The sequence below is a fragment of the Paraburkholderia sp. GAS199 genome (assembly GCF_050436585.1).
Taxonomy (GTDB): Bacteria; Pseudomonadota; Gammaproteobacteria; order Burkholderiales; family Burkholderiaceae; genus Paraburkholderia.
This window is the reverse complement of record NZ_JBNDMM010000003.1, coordinates 948,421-967,314: the sequence shown is the minus strand read 5'-3', so window position 1 is coordinate 967,314 and position 18,894 is coordinate 948,421. Positions and strand designations below refer to the sequence as shown.

Genomic DNA, 18,894 nt, shown 5'->3' with positions numbered 1-18,894 from the left:
TCTGTTTCCGTTTCCATTTCGATATCTGCCTGCATCACCCTCGCTCTAAAAAAACGGGCGTCCCGCATTGGGACGCCCGCTCTGCTACTCGGTCACTACAGCATTACGTACGGAATCAACGCTTGGCCGCCGCATACTGGTCACGCAGATCACGCACACGGTCGTGATTCTGCAGCACGCCTTGATACTGACGCTCCACGATTGCACGAACGTCCAGCGGCAGATCCTTTTCCAGCGCATCGTGGTAACGCTTCTTCGCCACGTCCTCGCCCTTTTCGCACTCGGCAAGAATGTCGTGGTCGCTGCGGTCGGTCACGGCCGACTTGACGTCCACCCAACCGCGATGCAAGGCGCCGCTCATGCTGCCGCCGGTTTCGGGCTTGCCGCCCAAGGTTTGCACGGCGTCCTGCAACTCGCGTGCGCCACGCGTGCAATCTTCTGCGCGCGAGAGAAACAGTGTTTTCAGTTGCGCGTCGTGGGCGTCGTCAGCTGCTTTGCGAAATCCCTTCTCGCCATCCTTCGACGTTTCGACCAGATCGTTCAGCACGGAAACAACGTTCGTAGCCATCAGATACCTCCAGGGGTTTCAGTGAAGTGGAATCCGCCGCTCGCGAGCTCGATGCGGCGACGGGGTTCTCCGTTATCAACGCATGTCGCGTGCCCAACGCAATGCGCTTGCCGAATAAAAACAGCGTGCAGCCAAGTTTGCCGACGCTCGTAAATTTTGCCCGGCAAACCACACGGCGAAGCGCGGAAAGCGCCAGCCGGCGGCCTTTTCGCGGATGGCACAACGGTTGCTTAATAAGCTGCGCCCGACAACATCCCAACGAGGCGCCGCGCGGATTCAAGGCACGGCTGCCAGATGTACAGAGGAATTGAAAACAACGGGCAAGCAACGACGACAGGGAGCAATACGATGAAAAAGAAGATCAGAAGCGCAGAATTCCTCGTGGCCGTGGCGATCGTGACATCGGCCGCCGTGATGCAGATTCGCGAGCACGTCCTGCAGGACGCGTCGGCCACGACCACCACCACGGAACAGACCACCACATGCGGCGCGGCCCACGAAGGGCTCGTGCCCGCAGGCTGTGAAGCGACGCGCGGCGAAGCTCAACCGGAATCGGCTGCTCACTCGCCGCACGGCGCACCGCGCATCTGGGTTTGAAGACGGGTTTGAATAATCGCTTTCAGGCCTTTAAATAAGGCCTGGAATGAAAAACGGCCCGACTCACGTCGGACCGTCCCGGTGAAGCAGCCGGAAACTCAGGCGTGCTTCTCAGCAAACTCGTTTAGCGGCTGAGGCTGCTTGAGCGGATCGAAATCAGCCCAACGCCCCTGCTGCCAGCGTCCGCTCGCGCGCTCGATCGCCACACCGCCCGCATCGCGCAGAATTCGCGCGGCGTCGAACTGGTTGTCGGGCGACACGTGGACGGCTACCAGCACACCTGAGTCGCGCACTTCTTCATGAAAACGCGAATGGTGCGCGGCGTTGCCGTCGCGAGTACGCGCCATGGCGCCGACCAGCGAGCCGACATAAGCGCCCACGCCCGCCGCAATCAGCGAGACGATGATCGGTGCCGAGAAAGCCGCGAAAATCCCCACACCTACGACCGCCCCGGCTACGGCACCGAGCGTCACGCCCATACCGGCGCCTTTCGATGCATTCTTCGAACCCGCATCGGTGTGCGTGTCGCCGCCGATCGGATAGCGTGCGTGCTGACCGCGCGGATTGACGAAAAACAGCGTCACGTCTTCTTCGACGAACCCTGCACTGAAGAGTTTCCCCGCCGCATCTTCTGCGGTGGGAAACGTGGTGAAACGTGCTGCGACGATGAGTGACATGAAGCCTCCTTGCATCGTTGACTGGCAATAAGTTACGACAGGCTGCCGCGATCCGACTCCATTCCCTCCACCCGGAATAGTCCGCTATGCAGCACGACGCCCGAGCCTTCGCTCTGGTCGAGTGCTTCTGCGCAGACTGAGCGGATGCGTTGGCGTCCCTTGGAAAACGCGGAAATCAGCGCGGATTCGAGCGCCGAGTCGGCGCCGAAATGATCTTCGAGCGCTTCGGCCGTAATGGCGCACACAACCTGCTCTCCGTCCACGCGCGCCAGAAAACGCACGGTCAGGTTCGATCCGTCGAAGTCGGGTTGGTCGTCGGGAAAGGTGATGTGCATAAGGGAATCCTCATAGGCCGGACGTGGCAGGATCGCGTTCATGACGAGCCCTTCATGGCACCGGCAAGTTGCTGCGCCATTGCAAGATGATGTTTGATCGTCGGCAGTGCATGCGCGGCCGCCGCCTTGAGTTGCGAGTCAGTGCCGCTCTGACTTTCCTGCGTGAACAGATCGACTGCGCGCTGATGAGCCTCCAGACCAATCTGCTCGACGTAGGCCTGATCGAATTCCTTACCCTTGAGCGATTGCAGCTTGCCCACCAGCGCGGAATCCGCCGACGCCTCCGGCTTCAGGCCTTTTTTCGCGACCAGTACAGCCATGCCGTGCGACAGTTTTGTGTGGTCGGTAATCATCTGTTGCGCGAATTTCTTGACGTGCGGATCGCTCGAATTCTTCAAGGCAATCCGGCTCGCGGCAATTTCAGTCGCGTCCGCCTGCGAAGCATCCTGAACGAACTGCTGATCGGCCGGCGAGAGTTTCGTCTCGCTCATCGGCGCGTCGCTTGCGGGCGCATCGCTCGCCTGTGCATAGGCCACGCCGCCGAACCCCGCAGTGAGGCCGAGTCCGAGCGCGACGCTCATCACTTGTAGGGAATACCGGAATTTCATGCACTTTCTCCCTGTTCCACTTCGCAATCGAAACCAGAATCACCGCCGGCCTGCAGCATGACGCACTGGCTTGCGTGGCGCAGCGCTTCGCGATGGACGCGGCCGGATTTCCATTCGGTTCGTCTGTAGCGCTGCGCTCGCCACTTGAATCTACTGAAGTACAAACAGCAAAACACGTGCCTATGAAGTTGCTACTCGGACTGCTGGGTCTGGAGCGCGTGAGCCTGCCGGGGTGCCTTTGGTGCGCACCCGGCCGGTTCAGCGAGAACACTCGCTCGCTCATAGCCCCTGCGGGTCGTCGTCAAGACCGTCGTCGTCATCGGCCGGATTGATGACGCGGTCGGGTTCGATGTCGGCGTCTTCGATGAGCGTGGAGTCACCGTCGGCTGCCGCGCGTTCGCCCGTGCCGTAGCGGTCGGTGTCGCTGCCAAGTTCGGAGTCGCCGGTTTCGAGCGCGTGATTGTCGAGTTCGGTATCGACATCGAACTCGTGCCGCTTCGCGCCTGCAACGTCGCTGCCGCTGTCAGAAGAGTCACTCGGTCCTAGCGCGCCCGTCGTGCCGGATGTCTGCTTGACCTGTTGTTGCGGCTCTTCATCGGGATTTAGCGTGCTGCTCATGATGTGCTCCTTGGTTGTCCGTCGGTTTCAGTGGTTCTTGCGTGATTTGTCATCACTCACATCCGGATTCGCAAGGACCGTTCCGCTGCAATCTATAACCTGACGACGCCAGACAAAACCGCGACATCGCGACTCGGAAGTCTTGCCTACGCGGGCACCGCCCTTGCTTTGACGTTTCCATATGACGCGTCACCGGAAGCCGACTCGCCGAACACGCATAAGCTCGGCGACCCATAAGCCCGTAACAACTTCTACTCACGACCATGCCAGCGACGACCCGCCCCACTCAACGCAACGAAGCCGCCAGCGAACCGGCGCTTGCAGTCATGCCTCCCGGACTGCGGCATGCGGACGACAGCAAACCCGGCTACCGGCGTCAGCGCGAAAAGGACCGGTTTATCTATCTGGACGTGAAAGGCCAGCGGATCGACGACGAGGAAGAAATCAAACGCATCAATGCCCTCGCCATTCCACCAGCCTATGAAGATGTGTGGATCTGTCCCGACGCGCGCGGTCATATCCAGGCAACGGGCCGCGATGCGCGCGGACGCAAACAGTATCGCTATCATCCGCGCTGGCGCGAAACGCGCGACGCCGACAAGTACGAACGCATGGCCGAATTTGGCCGCGCACTGCCGAAGATACGCGCGCGTGTTGCGCGTGATCTGAAATTGCCGGGCATGCCCTGCGACAAGGTCATGGCAGCGATCGTGTTGTTGCTTGACACGACGTTGATCCGCATCGGCAGCGTCGAATATGCGCGCGATAACCAGTCGTACGGATTGACGACCCTGCGCAAGAAGCACGTCAAAATCGAAGCCGGCAAGCTGCGTTTCAAGTTTCGCGGCAAGAGCGGTATCGAGCACGATGTCACGGTGAACAATCCGCGTATCAAGCGCATTGTGCGGCGCTGCGCGGAATTGCCGGGACACGACCTGTTCCAGTATCTCGACGACGACGGCACACGCCACACGGTAGGCTCCGCTGATATCAACGACTATCTGCGCCGCGCCAGCGACGCCGACTTCACCGCAAAGGATTACCGCACGTGGGCCGGCAGCGTCTATGCGCTGGCCGCGTTGCGCCGGCTGATCTGCAGCAGCGCAGCCGAAGCGCGCCGTCATATCGTCGCCACAGTAAAGGACGTGGCGAGCCTGTTGCGCAACACGCCGGCTGTCTGCCGACGCTGCTATATCCACCCCGCCGTGATCAGTGCATTCGAAGCAGACGAATTGCAAACTTTGCCGCCCGGTCAGGCGCGCCGCGGTTTGCGCGTCGACGAGGTGGCGTTCGCCGCCCTGCTTGCGCATGCCGAAAAGCGCGCGATGAAGGCAGCACGCCAGGCCGGCGCAAAGGGACGTAAGGCACGCGAATCGGCAATCGAAAACAGCATCGATGAATCTTTGACGACGCTGCTGAAAAAATCACGCGTCGTGCGCAAGGCAGCGGCCGCGAAGACAGCGGCGAAAGCGGGCGTGCAAAGCGCGCGCTGAAGTCTGTCTGCGGGAAGCCTGCTTACTGGCTGGCGCCCGATGCGGTCGTCGCCGCCTGGGCTGCTGCCGCGCCGCTACTCGTATCGGCGGTGCTGCCGGTGGCCGCATTACCATTCATCGTGCCACTGCTGCTCATCGCGCTGTCGGCGGCACTGGTGGGCGTGTCGCCGGAACGTTTGCAACCTGACGCGCACGCTAACGCCGCCACTGCCAGAACTACAAGCGCCTGTTTTCTCCAACGGCTGGTTTGATCGATCATGGCTTTCTCCCATTTCATTGGCATGCCGAACCAGTTTCGGCGCAATGCATTTTCATTAGCAATCGCGGTAAAAGAGGCGAGTCGGAAAACCTGCTCCGACTCGCCTCCTACTTTACATCGTTAAACCGCCCTGCTTATTGCCCCTTCGTATCGCTGCTCGCGTCCGCGCCGGGCATGTTGGTCGAGTCGGTCTTGGGCTTTTTCGTCTTCGACTTGGACGTGTGATGCATCTTCGACGACCCCGCCATCGCGCCCGAAGCCGGATCGCCACCTGCCGTCGGTCCCGCCGTGGCGGCGCCGTGTGCGTTGCCCGAACCGCCCGTGCCGGCTCCGCCACCATTGCCGTTGCCGCCGCCAGCCTGCGCGAAGGCGGCACCCGACATGACGAGAAGTGCGGAAACCAGCAGTGTTTTTGAATAGCTCATCGAAATCTCCCTCATTGATTGGCCGATGCAACAGGTCAGCGCGAACTGTCCGCACGGCTGAAGCCGCTCGCGTTCGCACTGCTAAACCGCTGCTGATGAGATCGCAGCAAGGGCTATGCCGCAGCGCGCGGGAGCGCCTTCGACGCTTCATTCGATACCGAACCTGCGAATTCATCCGCAAGGTACGGCGGTTGCTGCAAGCTCATTACATCCATCCGTTTAGGAGTGACATCATGCTCAACCAGAACCAGACGCAAGCCGGAATGAGCCAAGGCCAGGGCGCTCGCATCGTCGGCGAAGGTCGCGCCAACGCGCAAGGGCCCGGCCCCGATGTGATGGCCGCGTCGACGCTCGACGGCGACAAGGTCATGAGCAGCGACGGTCAGGACATCGGCAAAATCAAGGACATCATGCTGGACGTCGGCTCCGGCCGCGTGGCGTATGCGGTGCTGTCGAGCGGCGGCTTTCTCGGCATCGGCGACAAACTGCTGGCGATTCCATGGCACGCGCTGACACTCGACACCCAGCAGAAATGCTTCGTGCTCGCGATGACGGCCGAACGTGTCAAGAACGCGCCCGGCTTCGACAAGGATCATTGGCCTTCGATGGCGGATCAGACGTGGGCGACTTCCGTGCACCAGTACTACGGCAGCGAACCTTATTGGGGACGTGACCGCTACGAGCGTCGTGACGACGTCGGCGTGGGTGACATCCCCGCAGGGTCGTCGGATGCGCCGGAAGCCGGTGGTCTCAAGCTGTAATGGTTGACCGAACGACGGGTGCGGTGCGCAGGCATCGCACCCGAACACGTCAGCATGTCCAGTTGAAGAAAGCTCGGTTCAACGCCGCGCGTTAATCGACAAACACAAATTCGACAAACACAAATAGTCCGCATTAATTGCGCGCATAAAAATAGCAGCGAAGGAACGCATCATGGGAGCGCGAAAATCGTCATCGAAGAAAAAGAAGGCGGCGCCGAAGCGGCCTGCCGTTCGCGGCCGCAACGGACGTCCCGCGAGGCAGCGTCATGCACGCGCTCATGCGCATGCTGGCTCGGGACGTCAGCGCAAAAAGCCGGCAAGCAAGAATCGATGGTCCCACCACGTGATGGAGACCAGCGACGCCATGGATATCGAACACGACATTTTCAAAACCGGCAGCGCGCAGGCTATCGCCGATTCGCTGAAGCGTTCGTCCACGCATAGCCGTCGCCGTAAGGGCACGCCTTTCCAGTCTGCCATGTCGATGCTTAATTTCTATATCAACCGCGGCGGCAAGAATCTGCCCGAAGGACGTCGCGCCACCCTGCAGCAGGCCAAACGCAAACTACGGGAAGCATTCGGACGAGCGCCTTGATTCTTCCGCTGTACTATTCACGCTGTACTTCCCTACAGGCAGCGACGAGCACCCGAAGCGGCACCCTCCACCCTCTTACCGGATGCTCATGCACGAAACTCTGTGGTTTCTGATCGTCGGCGCCGTGCTCGTTTTCATGGGCATCGCTTCCACGACCTTCCGGCGTCTGCCCGTCAGCGCCGCCATGTTTTATCTCGCCATCGGCTATGCGCTGGCGCCGCCCGCACTCGGTCTGCTCAAGCTTGATATCGCTGCCGACGCGCATCTGCTTCGCACCATCACCGAAGTCGCCCTGCTCGTGTCACTCTTCGCCATCGGCCTGCGGCTACGGCTTGGCGTGCTGGAAAAGCTGTGGACGGTCCCGCTGCGGCTCGGCTTCCTCGCCATGCTCGCGACCATTCCCTTGCTGATGCTATTCGGCGTCTACGTTCTGCACCTGGGCTGGGGGCCCGCGCTATTGCTCGCAGCGATTCTCGCCCCCACCGATCCCGTCCTCGCGCACGACGTGCAGGTCCATGATCCCGGCGACCACGATCTGCTGCGTTTCGCGTTGTCCGGCGAAGGCGGCCTGAACGACGGCATCGCCTTGCCCTTCGCCCTGCTCGGACTCGCCCTGTGCGCCGCGCCGTCCACGAATGCCGGCGCGACCCTGAGCTTCGGCTTCGTCGGCAGCGTGGTCTGGGGCGTGGCGGGCGGCATCGCGATCGGCGCGCTATTCGGCTGGGCGACGACCCACGCCGTGACATGGTTGCGCACTCGTCATGCGCAGGCGCTCGGCCTCGAAGGATTCTTCGCGCTGGGTCTGATCGGCGTGTCGTTTGGTGCAGCGCAACTCGCGCACACGTATGGTTTTCTGGCGGTGTTCGCGGCAGGGGTCGCAATGCGCCGCGTCGAGCATCGTGCGAGTGGCGGCGTCTCGCCGCGCAAGGCCATCGGCACGGTGGATTCGGAAGACGTCGAGGCAACTGCGGCAAATCCCAGCAAGGCCCACGCGTACATGACGGAATCGGTGCTCGGCTTCACGATTGAACTCGAACGCATTGCCGAAGTGGCCGTGATGGCGATGGTGGGCAACGTGCTCGCCACCATGCAGGTGCCGCTCGTCACCTGGCAGACGGTCGCGCTGATCGTCGTGCTGTTCGTGGTCGTCCGCCCGGTTTCGGTGGAACTGTCGCTGCTCGGTTCAAACGCCACGCCGACCCAGCGCCGTTTGATGAGCTGGTTCGGCATACGCGGCATCGGCTCGTTCTACTACCTGACGTTCGCGCTGGAATACGGCACCACCGCCGACGTGCAACCCCTCGTGCCGCTTACGCTGGCGGTGGTCACGGCATCAATAGTGATTCACGGTGTATCGTCTACGCCATTGATGAACTGGTATCACCGTTTGAGAAGCCGCGAGTAAAAGCGTTTAAAACAATTCATTGCGCATCAATTAGAAAAAGATCCGCCCGCATTCATTCACGAGAGATAAAAAAGCCTAAATCGAGGCTAGTCGCCTTACGCATTCTTATCTAAGATAGCCGTCAACTCATCGGAGAGAGCGGGAAGACGTCGATGCGTAAGTGCCGGGTCAAAAATGCCGTTCCACGCGAATGTCACGTATAAATGACTCAACGTGGCTTGCGTTTTCCAAACCGTAAGAATTATCACGCCCTTCGTCTCAGCGAGCCGAATGGCGTGAGCGGTTTTGTTGCGCAGCGGCCATTCATGGCACGGCTCGGGCACGGCGCGCGGCGCCTGCTCCGGCATGCCGCGTTAGCTTCGATATGCGGCGCCTTATCGGCATTGCTGCCGGCCGCAGCCATTGCAGCGGAACCCGCGGCGGCCGCGCCGGGCACGGTTATGCCGGCGCCGCCTGCCCCATCATTTGCGCTGTATTACGGCAAGAATCCGCCTGTCGAGCTTCTCTCCGCTTACGACGCGGCGGTGGTCGAGCCGGACACCGGTTTCAATCCGCTCGCGCACAAGCTGCCGCACACCACATGGTTTGCCTACACCAGCGTCGGCGAGATCCAGCCGTCGCGCAGCTATTACGCGGCGCTGCCCAAACAATGGCTGGCGGGTCATAACGAAGCCTGGGCGTCGCGCGTGGTCGATCAAAGCCAGCCGGATTGGCCCGCCTGGTATGTCGATCACGTCATTACGCCGCTTTGGGATAAAGGTTATCGCGGCTTTTTTCTCGACACGCTCGATTCCTGGCAACTCGTCGCTAAATCCGATGAAGATCGCGCGCGCCAGCAAGCCGGTCTGATTGCGGTAATTCGCGCGATCAAAAGCCGTTATCCGGATGCAAAGCTCATTTTTAATCGCGGATTTGAAATTCTTCCGCAAATTCACCAGCTGGCTTATGCCGTGGCATTCGAGTCTTTATATCGCGGCTGGAATCAGGCGCAGCAGCGCTATACAGAAGTCGCCCCAACCGATCGCGACTGGCTGGTCGCACAGGCCAGCACGATTCGCGACCAGTATCACCTGCCGGTCATTTCGATCGACTACTGCGAACCCGCCGACCGCGCCTGCCAGCGCGACGCCGTCACGAAGATCCGCGCGCTCGGCATCGTGCCGTACGTGACCGACGGCGCGCTCGCCACCATGGGCGTCGGCGCCGTCGAACCCGTGCGCCGGCGTATTCTCGTCATCCAGGACCCACCCGCGCGCACCGATCTGAACGTATCGCCGGGCGTGCGCTTTCTCGCCATGCCGCTGAATTATCTCGGCTACCGCATCGATTACGCCGACGCCCGCGAGCCGTTGCCGTCGGGCGACCTGCGCGAGCGCTATGCCGGCATCGTGCTGTGGATGAACAACGACGTGCCGCGCGCCAAAGATTATCGCGCGTGGCTCTCGGCACAGATCGACGCCGGTCTGCCGATCGCGGTGTTCACGTCGTTCGGCACGCAGCTCGATCCGGCGCTCGCGCAAAAACTCGATCTGCAACTCGTGCCCGGTCAACCGGTGAACGGCAAGCTGGAAGTGGAGTCGGCCGACCCGCAACTGATGGGCTTCGAAATGAAGCCGCGTCCCGATCCGCACGACTACACCGCGGTGCGCGTCGGCTCGCATAGCCGATCGCTGCTGCGGCTGCGCTCGGGCAACTTCGTGATCGACGGCGCGGCGCTCACGCCGTGGGGCGGCTACGCGATGCGGCCGTTCGGCGTGTTCGATCTCGGCGCGGTCAATCAGGCGCGCTGGGTCACGCAGCCCATCGCATTCCTGCAGGCGGCGCTGCGTTTGCCCGCCGACATGCCCGCGCCCGACACGACCACGGAAAACGGCCGGCGTCTGCTGATGTCGCATATCGACGGCGACGGCTTCGCCTCGCGCGCCGAATTCAGCGACCACGGCACGCCCAACACCGACGCATCGCCGCAGTATTCCGGCGACGTGCTGTTGCGCCTGCTGCGCGACTCCGGCATGCCGACCACGGTCTCGCTGATCGAAGGCGAAGTGAGCGACGAAGGTCCCTACAAGGCCTTCGCCGCGCATCTGCGCACGCTCGGCCGGCGCATGTTCGAGCTGCCTAACGTCGAGGTGGCGACGCACACCTACACTCACCCGCTGCAATGGATGCGCGTCACTGGTCTTGGCGTGTCGAACGACAAGGACGCGCCCACCGAAGGCGGCAGCCAGACCAACAGCACCGGACTCTCGATCGACATTCCCGGCTATCGCTTCAATATCGACCGCGAGGTGGACGGCTCGATCAGCTATATCGACAAACAGATCGCGCCCGCCGATAAACCGGTGCGCATGGTGTTGTGGAGCGGCGACTGCCAGGTGCCCGCGCCGGTCCTGAAGGCCGCATACGAAGCGGGCGTGCTGAACATGAACGGCGGCGACACGCTCATCACGAAGCGCTATCCGAGCTGGACCGCGATCGCGCCGCTCGGCGTGATGAAAGACGGCTATTACCAGGTGTTCGCGCCGAACCAGAACGAAGAGTTGTACACCGACCTCTGGCACGGCCCGTACTACGGCTTCACGCGCGTGCTCGAAACTTTCGCGATGACCGATCAGCCGATCCGCTTCAAGCCGATCGACATCTACTACCACATGTTCTCCGGCACCAAGCTCGCCTCGGTAAAGGCCTTGCAGGAAGTGTTCGACAGCGTGCTGCGTCAGCCGGTGAATCCCGTGTTCGCTTCCGAATACGCGCGCAAGGTACTCGATTTTCTCGACATGAGCATCGCGCGCGACGGCGACCGCTGGGTCGTGCGCGACGCCGGCCAGTTGCGGACCGTGCGCCTGCCGGCGGGCAAGGTGCCGGACATGGCGAGCGCCGTCGGCGTGGCGGGTTATCTGCCGGGACCGGGCGGCACTTACGTCCACATGAGCGGCGCCGAAGCGAGCTTCGTCGTGATCGACGCCGCCGCTGCGCGCGCCGCGTCGCATACGCCCTATCTTGCCGAGGCCAACGGCCGCATCGACCATTTCGAGCGCACCGCCAGCGGCCTGTCTTTCGATCTGCGCGCGCGCGTCGCTCCGCAATGGCGCTTCGCCAATGCCGGCGCGTGCCGCGTAAGCCGCCACCCGATTTCCAACGACGCCCACCATCTGCATGTCGAGCTCGCCTGCGATACCTGAGCGCCAACGGCTCTTTTCGCCGGCGCTCATTCTCGTGCTCGGTGCACTCACTGCGCTGATGCTGGTGCTCGCCTTTCCGCGCGAAAAGCTCGAAGGGCGGTTGCTCAACGGCGCGAACGCCGACGGCCTGACCATCGCCTATCTGGAAGCGTGGCTGCGCATCGACCCCGACAATACCGACGTGCTGTCCGCGTTGACCCGCGAGTACCTGAAGGGCCAGCGGATCGCCGACGCGGCCCGCGTACTCGAACGGCTCCAGCACTCGAACGACCCGGCCGCGCGGCAAGGCGCGCTGGCGATCCGCGTGTCGATCGCGCAGCAGCGTCTGTATGCGCTCAAGCCGAATGATCCCGCGCGCCCCGCCCGGCTGCGCGAACTCGACGCGGTGCTGCGCGAAGCCGCGGATTACCGCTGGGATAACGAACAGCTGGCTGTTCTGGCGCGCCAGGCACGCGGGCTGAACGACAGCGAACTCGCGGCGCGTTACTACCGCCAGTTGATCCAGCGCGACCCGGCTCACGCGAGCGGCTGGCTCGCCGATCTCGCGCAGACCGAACTCGGCAGCGGCCACTACGCCGCCGCGGCCGACGCATGGTTTGACGCACAGAAACACGCGGGCAACCTGGAACAGCGGCGCACGCGCTTCATGGCGGGCGTGCAGGCGCTGCAAGCCGGCAACGATCCGGCCGCCGCGCTGCAGGCGGCCAACGCGCATCTCGGCGACCTCGCCGACGACCCCGACACCTTGCGCTACCTCGCCAATCTCGCGCTCGCCGCCGGACGCCCCGATCTCGCGGAACGCTACGTCAAGCGGCTGCTGAAAATGTCGGCGGTGGCGCCGCATGACGGACCTGCATCCGCCGACACGACGCTCGTCGAATATCACGGCGCGCACGGCGTCTGGTTGCGTCCCGCGTGGTATCGCGCGCCGCGCAAAACGCACGATGCACGCACGGCGGTGTGGTCGCGCAACGCGGACATGAACGCGCATTCCGGCAGGAACGGAGTCTGGCGCGCAGCGCCGATCGACGACACGCGCATCGCGCTTCGACATGAAGGCTTTCTGCGAATCGCCGCGAGCCTGCCGGCAGCACCGAACGCACCGTCGGCACCCGCAACACCCGCCGCCGCCAACGACGACGAACTCGCCTACCGCGTGTTTCTCGCCAACGGCGACGTCGCCAACGCCCAGCGCATCGCCCAGTCCGCGCTCGACAAAGACCCGCATTCGGCGCTCTGGCGCGGCCGCCTTGCCCAGGTCGCCGAATGGAATCATCAGCCGCAGGTGGCCTTGCAGAGCTATCTCGCGCTCGCGCAGGGCGGCGGTGACGCCAACGCGTGGCAACAGGTCGCGCGCCTCGCGCCGGGTCTGAACGACAATGCCGCGATGCTGGCCGTCACGCTGCATCAGTCCGCGCAACAACCCGGCAATCTCAAGCTGATCGACGCCGTGGTGTTCTCGTACGAACAACTCGGCGACCCCGACAGCGGGCTGCGTTTTCTGCAATCGCGCATGCAGGGTCCGCAGCGTCGCGCGGTGATGGAGCGTTACGCCGCGCTCGCGGACCGCAAGGGCGACGACGAACTCGCGCTGCGCGCCTACCGCGATCTCGAACGTGAATTCGGACCCAGCAGCGCCTACGGTTTGCAGATCGCGACGCTGCTCTACACCCGTACGCAGTTCGACGCCGCGCTGGCCGCGATGAACGAGGCCAAACGCGCCGCACCGAACACCGACACCGACTTCTGGCGCTTCTACGCGCTGCTTGCCAATACGATCCAGCATCCGCAGGAGGTCAACGCGGGTTACCGCGAACTGATTGCGGGCGGCAAGGCGCAGCCCGACGACTACGAAGCCATGACCGGCTTCTACAGCGACTCGCCGCTCGACGCCGGCCGGCTCGCCGAATACGCGTACCGTCATGGCGGACCGCCGCGCGCACTGCCGCAGGCGCTCTACAACTATCAACGCGCCCGCGCCTGGGGCCGCATTCGTGCGCTGCTCGCATCGCTCTCGCCGCAGGAGCGCGCCGCCGCCGAGCAGTCCGCGACTTTCCTGCTGGCACGCGCCGACTTCGAACGGCAAACCGGCTCGGTCGAAGACGCCGCGCGCGACACGCGGCGCGCCGCCAGCATCGCGCCGGATAACACCGAAGCGCGCGCCGCCTATCTGTGGATGCTCATCGATCGCGGCACCGACGCGGAACTGCGCGAAGCGATGCGCCGCTATTCGGCCGACGCCGAAGACGACGCGCCGCTCTGGCCGCCGTATGCCGCCGCCTCGATGCGGCTCGGCGACGGCCGTGCCGCCCTGCACTATCTGCACAAACAGGCCGGCCCAACCGGAGGGCCGGCGCAGAATCCGCTGTGGCGTCTCACTTATGCGGACGCGCTGGAACTCAACAGCCGGGTCGACGAAGCATGGCGCGTGCGTCGCAGTGTCTGGCTCGAACTGGCGCGGCGCGCGCGCGATCCCTTGCAAACGGCCGCGCTTTCCGCCGCCGACCAGGACGATCTGCGCGGCCGATACGTCGCGCTCGCCACGCTGTTCGACAGCGGCGATCGCTCGCGTGCCGTGCTGATCGAAATGCTGCGCGCCGACCGCAACGGCGACGCACAGGCAGCGTCCGCGCAAACGTCCGAACTCGGCGACATCGGTTTGCTGCCGCCCGCGCAGCAGGAGTCGATTACGCGAGAGCGGCGCGTCTATACGGCGATTGCGCGCGAGGCCGCGATCTCCTGGGCCCAGGCGCAGGACGAGCCGGACATGGAGCGTGCGTGGCTCGAAAAGCAGTACATCCAGAAGAGCACGCGCCCCGTGTACGCCGAAGCGCAACTGGCGATCAACGATGGCGACGTCAACGAACTCTCGCGTCTGCTCGACACCCTGCCCGATCTGATTCCCCGGCAAAACAGGGTGGATGCGCAAACGCTCACGGGCCGCAACGCCGCCGCGCAGAGCACCGCGTTCGACTCGCTCACGCGTCTGCCCGACGACAGCGTGATGCACGGCCAGTTGCACGACCGGCTGCTCAGCAACGCGCAGGCAGTGGCGCCCTCCGTGCGATACAGCGACCAGGGGCCGCTGCGTTTCAGCGAGGAATCGATCACCGGCGGCGTGCGTCTGACGCCTTCGCAGGCGCTGCAATTGCGCTACCGTCAACGCGACCAGCAAACCGACGCCGCCTCGCTGCCCAACGCGCCGAATCACGACCGTCTGCTCGAAGGCGTCTACCAGCACAAAGGGCAATACGACGAAGAGCACGTGATCGTCGGCCGTCGCGAGGCCCTGAAAGATTTCGTCACGGCGCGCGTGGAAGGCACGTATGCCGTCAATCCGAAACTCACGCTCACCTACGCCGCCGGCTACAACCAGGCCGCCACCGAAACCACGCAACTGACGGTGGCCGGCGTCAAAGATCTCGCCTCGGTCGGCTTCAACTACCGGCCCGATTCGCACTGGTTCGGCGGCGGCCGCTACGAATACGCGCGTTTTCACGGACAGGACCGCTCGTATCTCGGCGACGGTCATCTGGTGGAGCTGAACGCCGGCTACAAGATCAAGGCCGATTACCCCGACTACACAATCCGCGCGGTGTTCTCGCACGGCCAGTACAGCGCCAACGGTACGCCCGGCGACGCGCTGCGCAATCTGCTGCCGGCCGGCGCCAGCTTCGACGCGCAGTCGTACATGCCGCAAACCTTTACGCAGGGCGGCCTGCTTTTCTCGTTCGGCGACGACCTGCCGGAGAACTACTCGAAGGGCTGGCGGCCGATGTTCTCCGCCGGACCGCTGCGCGACTCGCGCGCGGGCTGGTCCGGCCAGGTGATGGCGGGAATCGTCGGCAGTCTCTTCGGCACCGACCAGGTGCTGATCTACGGCCTGTATCAAGGGGCTTCGTCGAACCACTCCACCTCCGTGAAGGAACTCGGCGCGCGGTATCAATGGCTGTACTAACGACCCTGACGATGGAATCCGCCTGAAAAAAGCGGCATGAAAGCAATGGCACGACACGAGCCTGAACGACACAAGTCTGAACGAATGTCCGACTGGGAGAGCAAGATGGAGCAAGCGAATCAATTTCGAACCGCCGCGGCCCGTGGACGCAGCGCCGTGTTGTCGATCGTGCTCGGCACGGCGCTCGCCACGCTGGCCGCCGGCTGCTCGGTGATCGACCGCAGCGCGGCACCCGCCTTCTCGAAGAGCGACACCTGGGCGATCCTGCCGATCGCCAACAACACCGAAACGCCGCAGGCGGGCCAGCGCGCGGCGTCGATCGCGCAGAGTCTGCTCGCCACCTACGGCTACGCGAACCTCGCGCGCTATCCCGCCAGCGCCGACGACGAAACGCTGTTCGATCCCGCGAAACCCGACGCGCAGCAGAATGCGCTGAACTGGGCTCGCCAGCAGAACGCGCATTACGCGCTCACCGGCGCGGTCAACGAATGGCGCTACAAGGTCGGCGTGGACGGCGAACCGGCCGTCGGCCTCACGTTGCAGGTGCTCGACGTGCAGAGCGGCAAGGTGGTGTGGACCGGCAGCGGCAGCCGCACCGGCTGGAGCCGCGACGCGGTTTCCGGGGTCGCGCAGAAACTCGAGCGCGATCTGCTGAGTCCGCTGGCACGCTGAAACTACCCGCGCCGCACCTGCAGGCACCCACGTCGACCCATGCGAACCTAACCGATACCAGGAAGCCATCGCCATGAACACGCGCGCCCCGGATCAATTCGCGCCCCGCGCCCGGCTCAAGCGCCGCCAGGCGCAAAGCGTCGGCGGCGGCTCGCTGTGGGCCAGACTGATCGCGCCGCCGCGCGGCTCGGTATACCGGCGCGCCATCACCACGGTCGAGTCGATCCTCGCCACGCTGCTGGCGATCGCCCTGTGCTGGCTGTTCCGCCCGCAGAATCCGCTGCTGATTCACGTCGGCTTCGTGTGGATCTGGATCGTGCCGATCGTGCTAGCGCTGCGTTATGGTTCGATTGCGGGTGCGTTTTCCGGGCTGATTTTGCTGGCTGCGTGGTACGTGCTCTATCCGGGCGCCGATCCTTCCGCGCTCGGCTCGATTGCGCACACGCTCGTCGATCCGCTACCGCAGGTGCAGCCGTTTCCGGTCGGCTTCTTTTTCGGCGGCTTCGTTTTCACGCTGCTGTGCGGCCAGTTCGGCGACGTGTGGATCACGCGGCTCGGCCAGGCGCGCATGGCCAACGACTACCTCGCCGAGCGGCTCTCCATTCTCACGCGCAACCAGTTCCTGCTGCGGCTGTCGCACGAACGTCTCGAACAGGACCTGCTCGGCCGCCCCGCCACCTTGCGCGATTCGCTTGCACGCATGCGCGCCGTGACGATCGCTCAGGAGCCGGGCAATGCGCAGCGTGGCGTGGTCGATCTGCGAGGCGCGCAGCAGTTTCTCGACACTGCCGCGCAGGCCTGCCAGCTCGAATGTGCGCGTCTTTATGCGTGGCGCGACGGCAAGCCGCATCCGGAAGCCGCCGCGTGGATCGGCACGGCCTTCGATCTCGACGCCGGCGACCCGCTCGTGCTCGAAGCGCTCGAAGCGCGCAGCCTCGTGCACATCGAGTCCGCCACGCAGCAGGCCGGCTCGCCGAGCCGCTATCTCGCCTGCGTGCCGCTGGTGGATGCGCTGAAGGAGCCGGTCGGACTGCTGGTGATCGAACGCATGCCGTTTCTCGCCCTGACGCGCGACAACCTGCAATTCCTGCTGGTGCTGTGCAACTACTACGCCGACGGCGTGCGGCACGCCACGGTCACGCGCGACACGATCGACGCGTTTCCCGATTGCCCCTACGATTTCGCGCTCGACTACGCACGGCTCGTGCACATGTACCGCGACACGCGGGTGCAGTCGTCGATGGTCGCGCTGGTGTTCGACGGCCGCGAAGTCAGCACCACGTGGTACGAACACGTGCTGCGCACGCGGCGCGCGCTCGACGTGCAATGGGCGCGCGGCGACTCGCAGCATCGCGTGATTCTGACCTTGATGCCGCTGTCCGGCGAAGGCTCGATCGACGGCTATCTGCTTCGGATCGAAGACAACCTGCGCGCCCAGTACGGCGTGGATTTCGAATCCGCGCGCATCGCCGTGCACGCCATGGTGATCGCCGACGACGACCCGGTTGCCGCGTTGCGGCGTTTGCTGGAGCGCTGCGATGCCCGCCACGCCTGACACACCTGAGACACCCGGTCTGCCGGAGCGGGACACGCCGCCGGCGCACCGACCGCCCCGCAGCGGCGCCGCGCTCACCGTGCTCGCTGCCCTGTCGGGGCTGTGCGGCCTCGTCTTGCAGCTCGGCGTATTCATGCTCGCCACGCACGGCGCGCCGGATACTTCCGCGCAGTGGCTCGGCGGACCCGCGGACGAAGCGCCGCTCGCCGCCGGTCAGTCGAACACGCACATCCTGCTGATGTGTCTCGCGCTACAGGCGCTGGCCGCGTTGCTGATCTCGCTCGCCATCGCGCGGGCCATGCCGCCGCGCTACCACCAGCCGCGCAAAGGCCTGCTTGCGGCGCTGTGGTTCCTCAATTTCGCGGTGCCGCTCGGCGGCATCGCCTGCACGCTCGGCGCGCTCGTCATCGCCCGCATTCTGCCGAAGCCGCCCGAGCGTTTGCCGGTCACGCAGATCGACGAACCCGAATTCGCCGCCAATCTGATCGGCAATGTGTCGTATGGACGCGGCGCGCGCCTGAAAGCCGAATTGCAGAATGCCGACGCCGGCACCGCGTTTCGCATGACCGCGCTGCTGGCAATGCAATCGATGCCAGCGCGTACCGTGTCGCCGTTGCTGCAAGGCATGCTCGCCGATCCGCTCGACGACATCCGCCTGCTCGCTTACGGCATTCTCGATAACCGCGAGAAGCTGCTGACCCAGCAGATTCTCCAGCAGCGCCCGCGACTCGACCGGAAGCTGCATCCCGAACTGAACGACGCCGACCGCCGCCGCGCCAACAAGCGGCTGGCCGAGTTGTACAGCGAACTGATCTACGAGCATCTCGTGACCGGCGACGTCTATCGCAACGCCGCCGACCAGGCCGACGGCTATGCCGCCGCCGCGCTCGCCGCCGATCCCGACGACGCTTCGCTATGGCGTTTGCGAGGCCGCCTCGCGCTCGACCGGCGCGACCTCGACGCCGCCGACACGATGCTGCAACGGGCCATCGACTGCGGCTTCCCGCGCGAACGCATGCTGCCGTATCTCGCCGAAGCCGCCTATCTGCGGCGCAATTTCGCGCGCGTGCGTCGTCTGCTCGGCGAAATCGACCGGCGCTCGGGCAGCTCGACCATGCATGCCGTCCTCAGCTTCTGGCAGGCCCATGCCTCGCCGGACGCGCGGCGCGCAACTCAATGAGACTTC

General features: G+C 64.2%; 17 protein-coding genes. 10 read left to right on the top strand and 7 right to left on the bottom strand.

Features of this window, described 5'->3' with window-relative positions:
- Window positions 1-115 precede the first annotated feature (115 nt).
- Window positions 116-568 (bottom strand): PA2169 family four-helix-bundle protein, encoded by a 453-nt coding sequence (locus P3T18_RS15945; RefSeq protein ID WP_429300876.1) that lies wholly within the window; start codon window positions 566-568, stop codon window positions 116-118.
- A gap of 348 nt (window positions 569-916) precedes the next feature.
- On the opposite strand from P3T18_RS15945, the gene P3T18_RS15940 reads away from it, so the two are divergent.
- Window positions 917-1,165, top strand: coding sequence for a hypothetical protein (locus P3T18_RS15940; protein WP_429300875.1), 249 nt, complete (start codon window positions 917-919; stop codon window positions 1,163-1,165).
- 98 nt (window positions 1,166-1,263) lie between these two features.
- Here P3T18_RS15940 and P3T18_RS15935 read toward each other — a convergent pair whose 3' ends face one another.
- The 4 genes from P3T18_RS15935 to P3T18_RS15920 form a co-directional block, all read right to left on the bottom strand.
- A complete protein-coding gene (locus P3T18_RS15935) occupies window positions 1,264-1,842 on the bottom strand; it encodes a hypothetical protein (protein WP_429300874.1) in 579 nt (192 codons plus the stop codon).
- 32 nt (window positions 1,843-1,874) lie between these two features.
- Window positions 1,875-2,219, bottom strand: a complete 345-nt coding sequence (locus tag P3T18_RS15930; RefSeq protein WP_429300873.1) for a DUF1488 domain-containing protein — start codon at window positions 2,217-2,219, stop codon at window positions 1,875-1,877.
- Entirely contained in the window at window positions 2,216-2,785 is a 570-nt protein-coding gene (locus P3T18_RS15925) for a DUF4142 domain-containing protein (protein ID WP_429300872.1), read from the bottom strand. Before P3T18_RS15925 ends, P3T18_RS15930 begins: the two co-directional genes overlap by 4 nt.
- 279 nt (window positions 2,786-3,064) lie before the next feature.
- Entirely contained in the window at window positions 3,065-3,403 is a 339-nt protein-coding gene (locus P3T18_RS15920; protein ID WP_429300871.1) for a chemotaxis protein, read from the bottom strand.
- Window positions 3,404-3,666: 263 nt separating this feature from the next.
- On the opposite strand from P3T18_RS15920, the gene P3T18_RS15915 reads away from it, so the two are divergent.
- Window positions 3,667-4,896 carry a DNA topoisomerase IB gene (locus P3T18_RS15915; protein ID WP_429300870.1) on the top strand — a complete coding sequence of 410 codons (1,230 nt, stop codon included), beginning with the start codon at window positions 3,667-3,669 and terminating at the stop codon, window positions 4,894-4,896.
- Window positions 4,897-4,918: 22 nt separating this feature from the next.
- On the opposite strand, the gene P3T18_RS15910 is transcribed toward P3T18_RS15915, so the two are convergent.
- Window positions 4,919-5,155 carry a hypothetical protein gene (locus tag P3T18_RS15910; RefSeq protein ID WP_429300869.1) on the bottom strand — a complete coding sequence of 79 codons (237 nt, stop codon included), beginning with the start codon at window positions 5,153-5,155 and terminating at the stop codon, window positions 4,919-4,921.
- 134 nt (window positions 5,156-5,289) lie between these two features.
- The gene (locus P3T18_RS15905; protein ID WP_429300868.1) at window positions 5,290-5,580 is read right to left on the bottom strand and encodes a hypothetical protein; all 291 of its coding nucleotides are present in this window, start codon (window positions 5,578-5,580) and stop codon (window positions 5,290-5,292) included.
- 233 nt (window positions 5,581-5,813) lie between these two features.
- Here P3T18_RS15905 and P3T18_RS15900 point away from each other — a divergent pair, with 233 nt between their 5' ends.
- The 8 genes from P3T18_RS15900 to P3T18_RS15865 all read left to right on the top strand — a co-directional run bounded on the left by P3T18_RS15900 (window position 5,814) and on the right by P3T18_RS15865 (window position 18,888).
- Window positions 5,814-6,341 carry a PRC-barrel domain-containing protein gene (locus P3T18_RS15900; RefSeq protein WP_429300867.1) on the top strand — a complete coding sequence of 176 codons (528 nt, stop codon included), beginning with the start codon at window positions 5,814-5,816 and terminating at the stop codon, window positions 6,339-6,341.
- A 172-nt stretch (window positions 6,342-6,513) separates the two neighbouring features.
- Window positions 6,514-6,936 (top strand): DUF3175 domain-containing protein, encoded by a 423-nt coding sequence (locus P3T18_RS15895; protein ID WP_429300866.1) that lies wholly within the window; start codon window positions 6,514-6,516, stop codon window positions 6,934-6,936.
- An 88-nt stretch (window positions 6,937-7,024) separates the two neighbouring features.
- Window positions 7,025-8,341, top strand: a complete 1,317-nt coding sequence (locus P3T18_RS15890; RefSeq protein ID WP_429300865.1) for a cation:proton antiporter — start codon at window positions 7,025-7,027, stop codon at window positions 8,339-8,341.
- 275 nt (window positions 8,342-8,616) lie between these two features.
- Entirely contained in the window at window positions 8,617-11,523 is a 2,907-nt protein-coding gene (locus P3T18_RS15885; RefSeq protein ID WP_429300864.1) for a bifunctional glycoside hydrolase 114/ polysaccharide deacetylase family protein, read from the top strand.
- Window positions 11,498-15,481, top strand: a complete 3,984-nt coding sequence (locus P3T18_RS15880; protein ID WP_429300863.1) for a tetratricopeptide repeat protein — start codon at window positions 11,498-11,500, stop codon at window positions 15,479-15,481. The genes P3T18_RS15885 and P3T18_RS15880 overlap by 26 nt, the downstream gene beginning before the upstream one ends.
- Window positions 15,482-15,586: 105 nt before the next feature.
- Complete coding sequence (locus P3T18_RS15875; protein ID WP_429300862.1) at window positions 15,587-16,153, top strand: penicillin-binding protein activator LpoB; 567 nt, start codon at window positions 15,587-15,589, stop codon at window positions 16,151-16,153.
- 73 nt (window positions 16,154-16,226) lie between these two features.
- Window positions 16,227-17,708, top strand: coding sequence for a PelD GGDEF domain-containing protein (locus P3T18_RS15870; protein ID WP_429300861.1), 1,482 nt, complete (start codon window positions 16,227-16,229; stop codon window positions 17,706-17,708).
- On the top strand, window positions 17,692-18,888 hold the full coding sequence (locus P3T18_RS15865) for a sugar ABC transporter permease (protein ID WP_429300860.1): 1,197 nt from the start codon (window positions 17,692-17,694) through the stop codon (window positions 18,886-18,888). Before P3T18_RS15870 ends, P3T18_RS15865 begins: the two co-directional genes overlap by 17 nt.
- Window positions 18,889-18,894 lie beyond the last annotated feature (6 nt).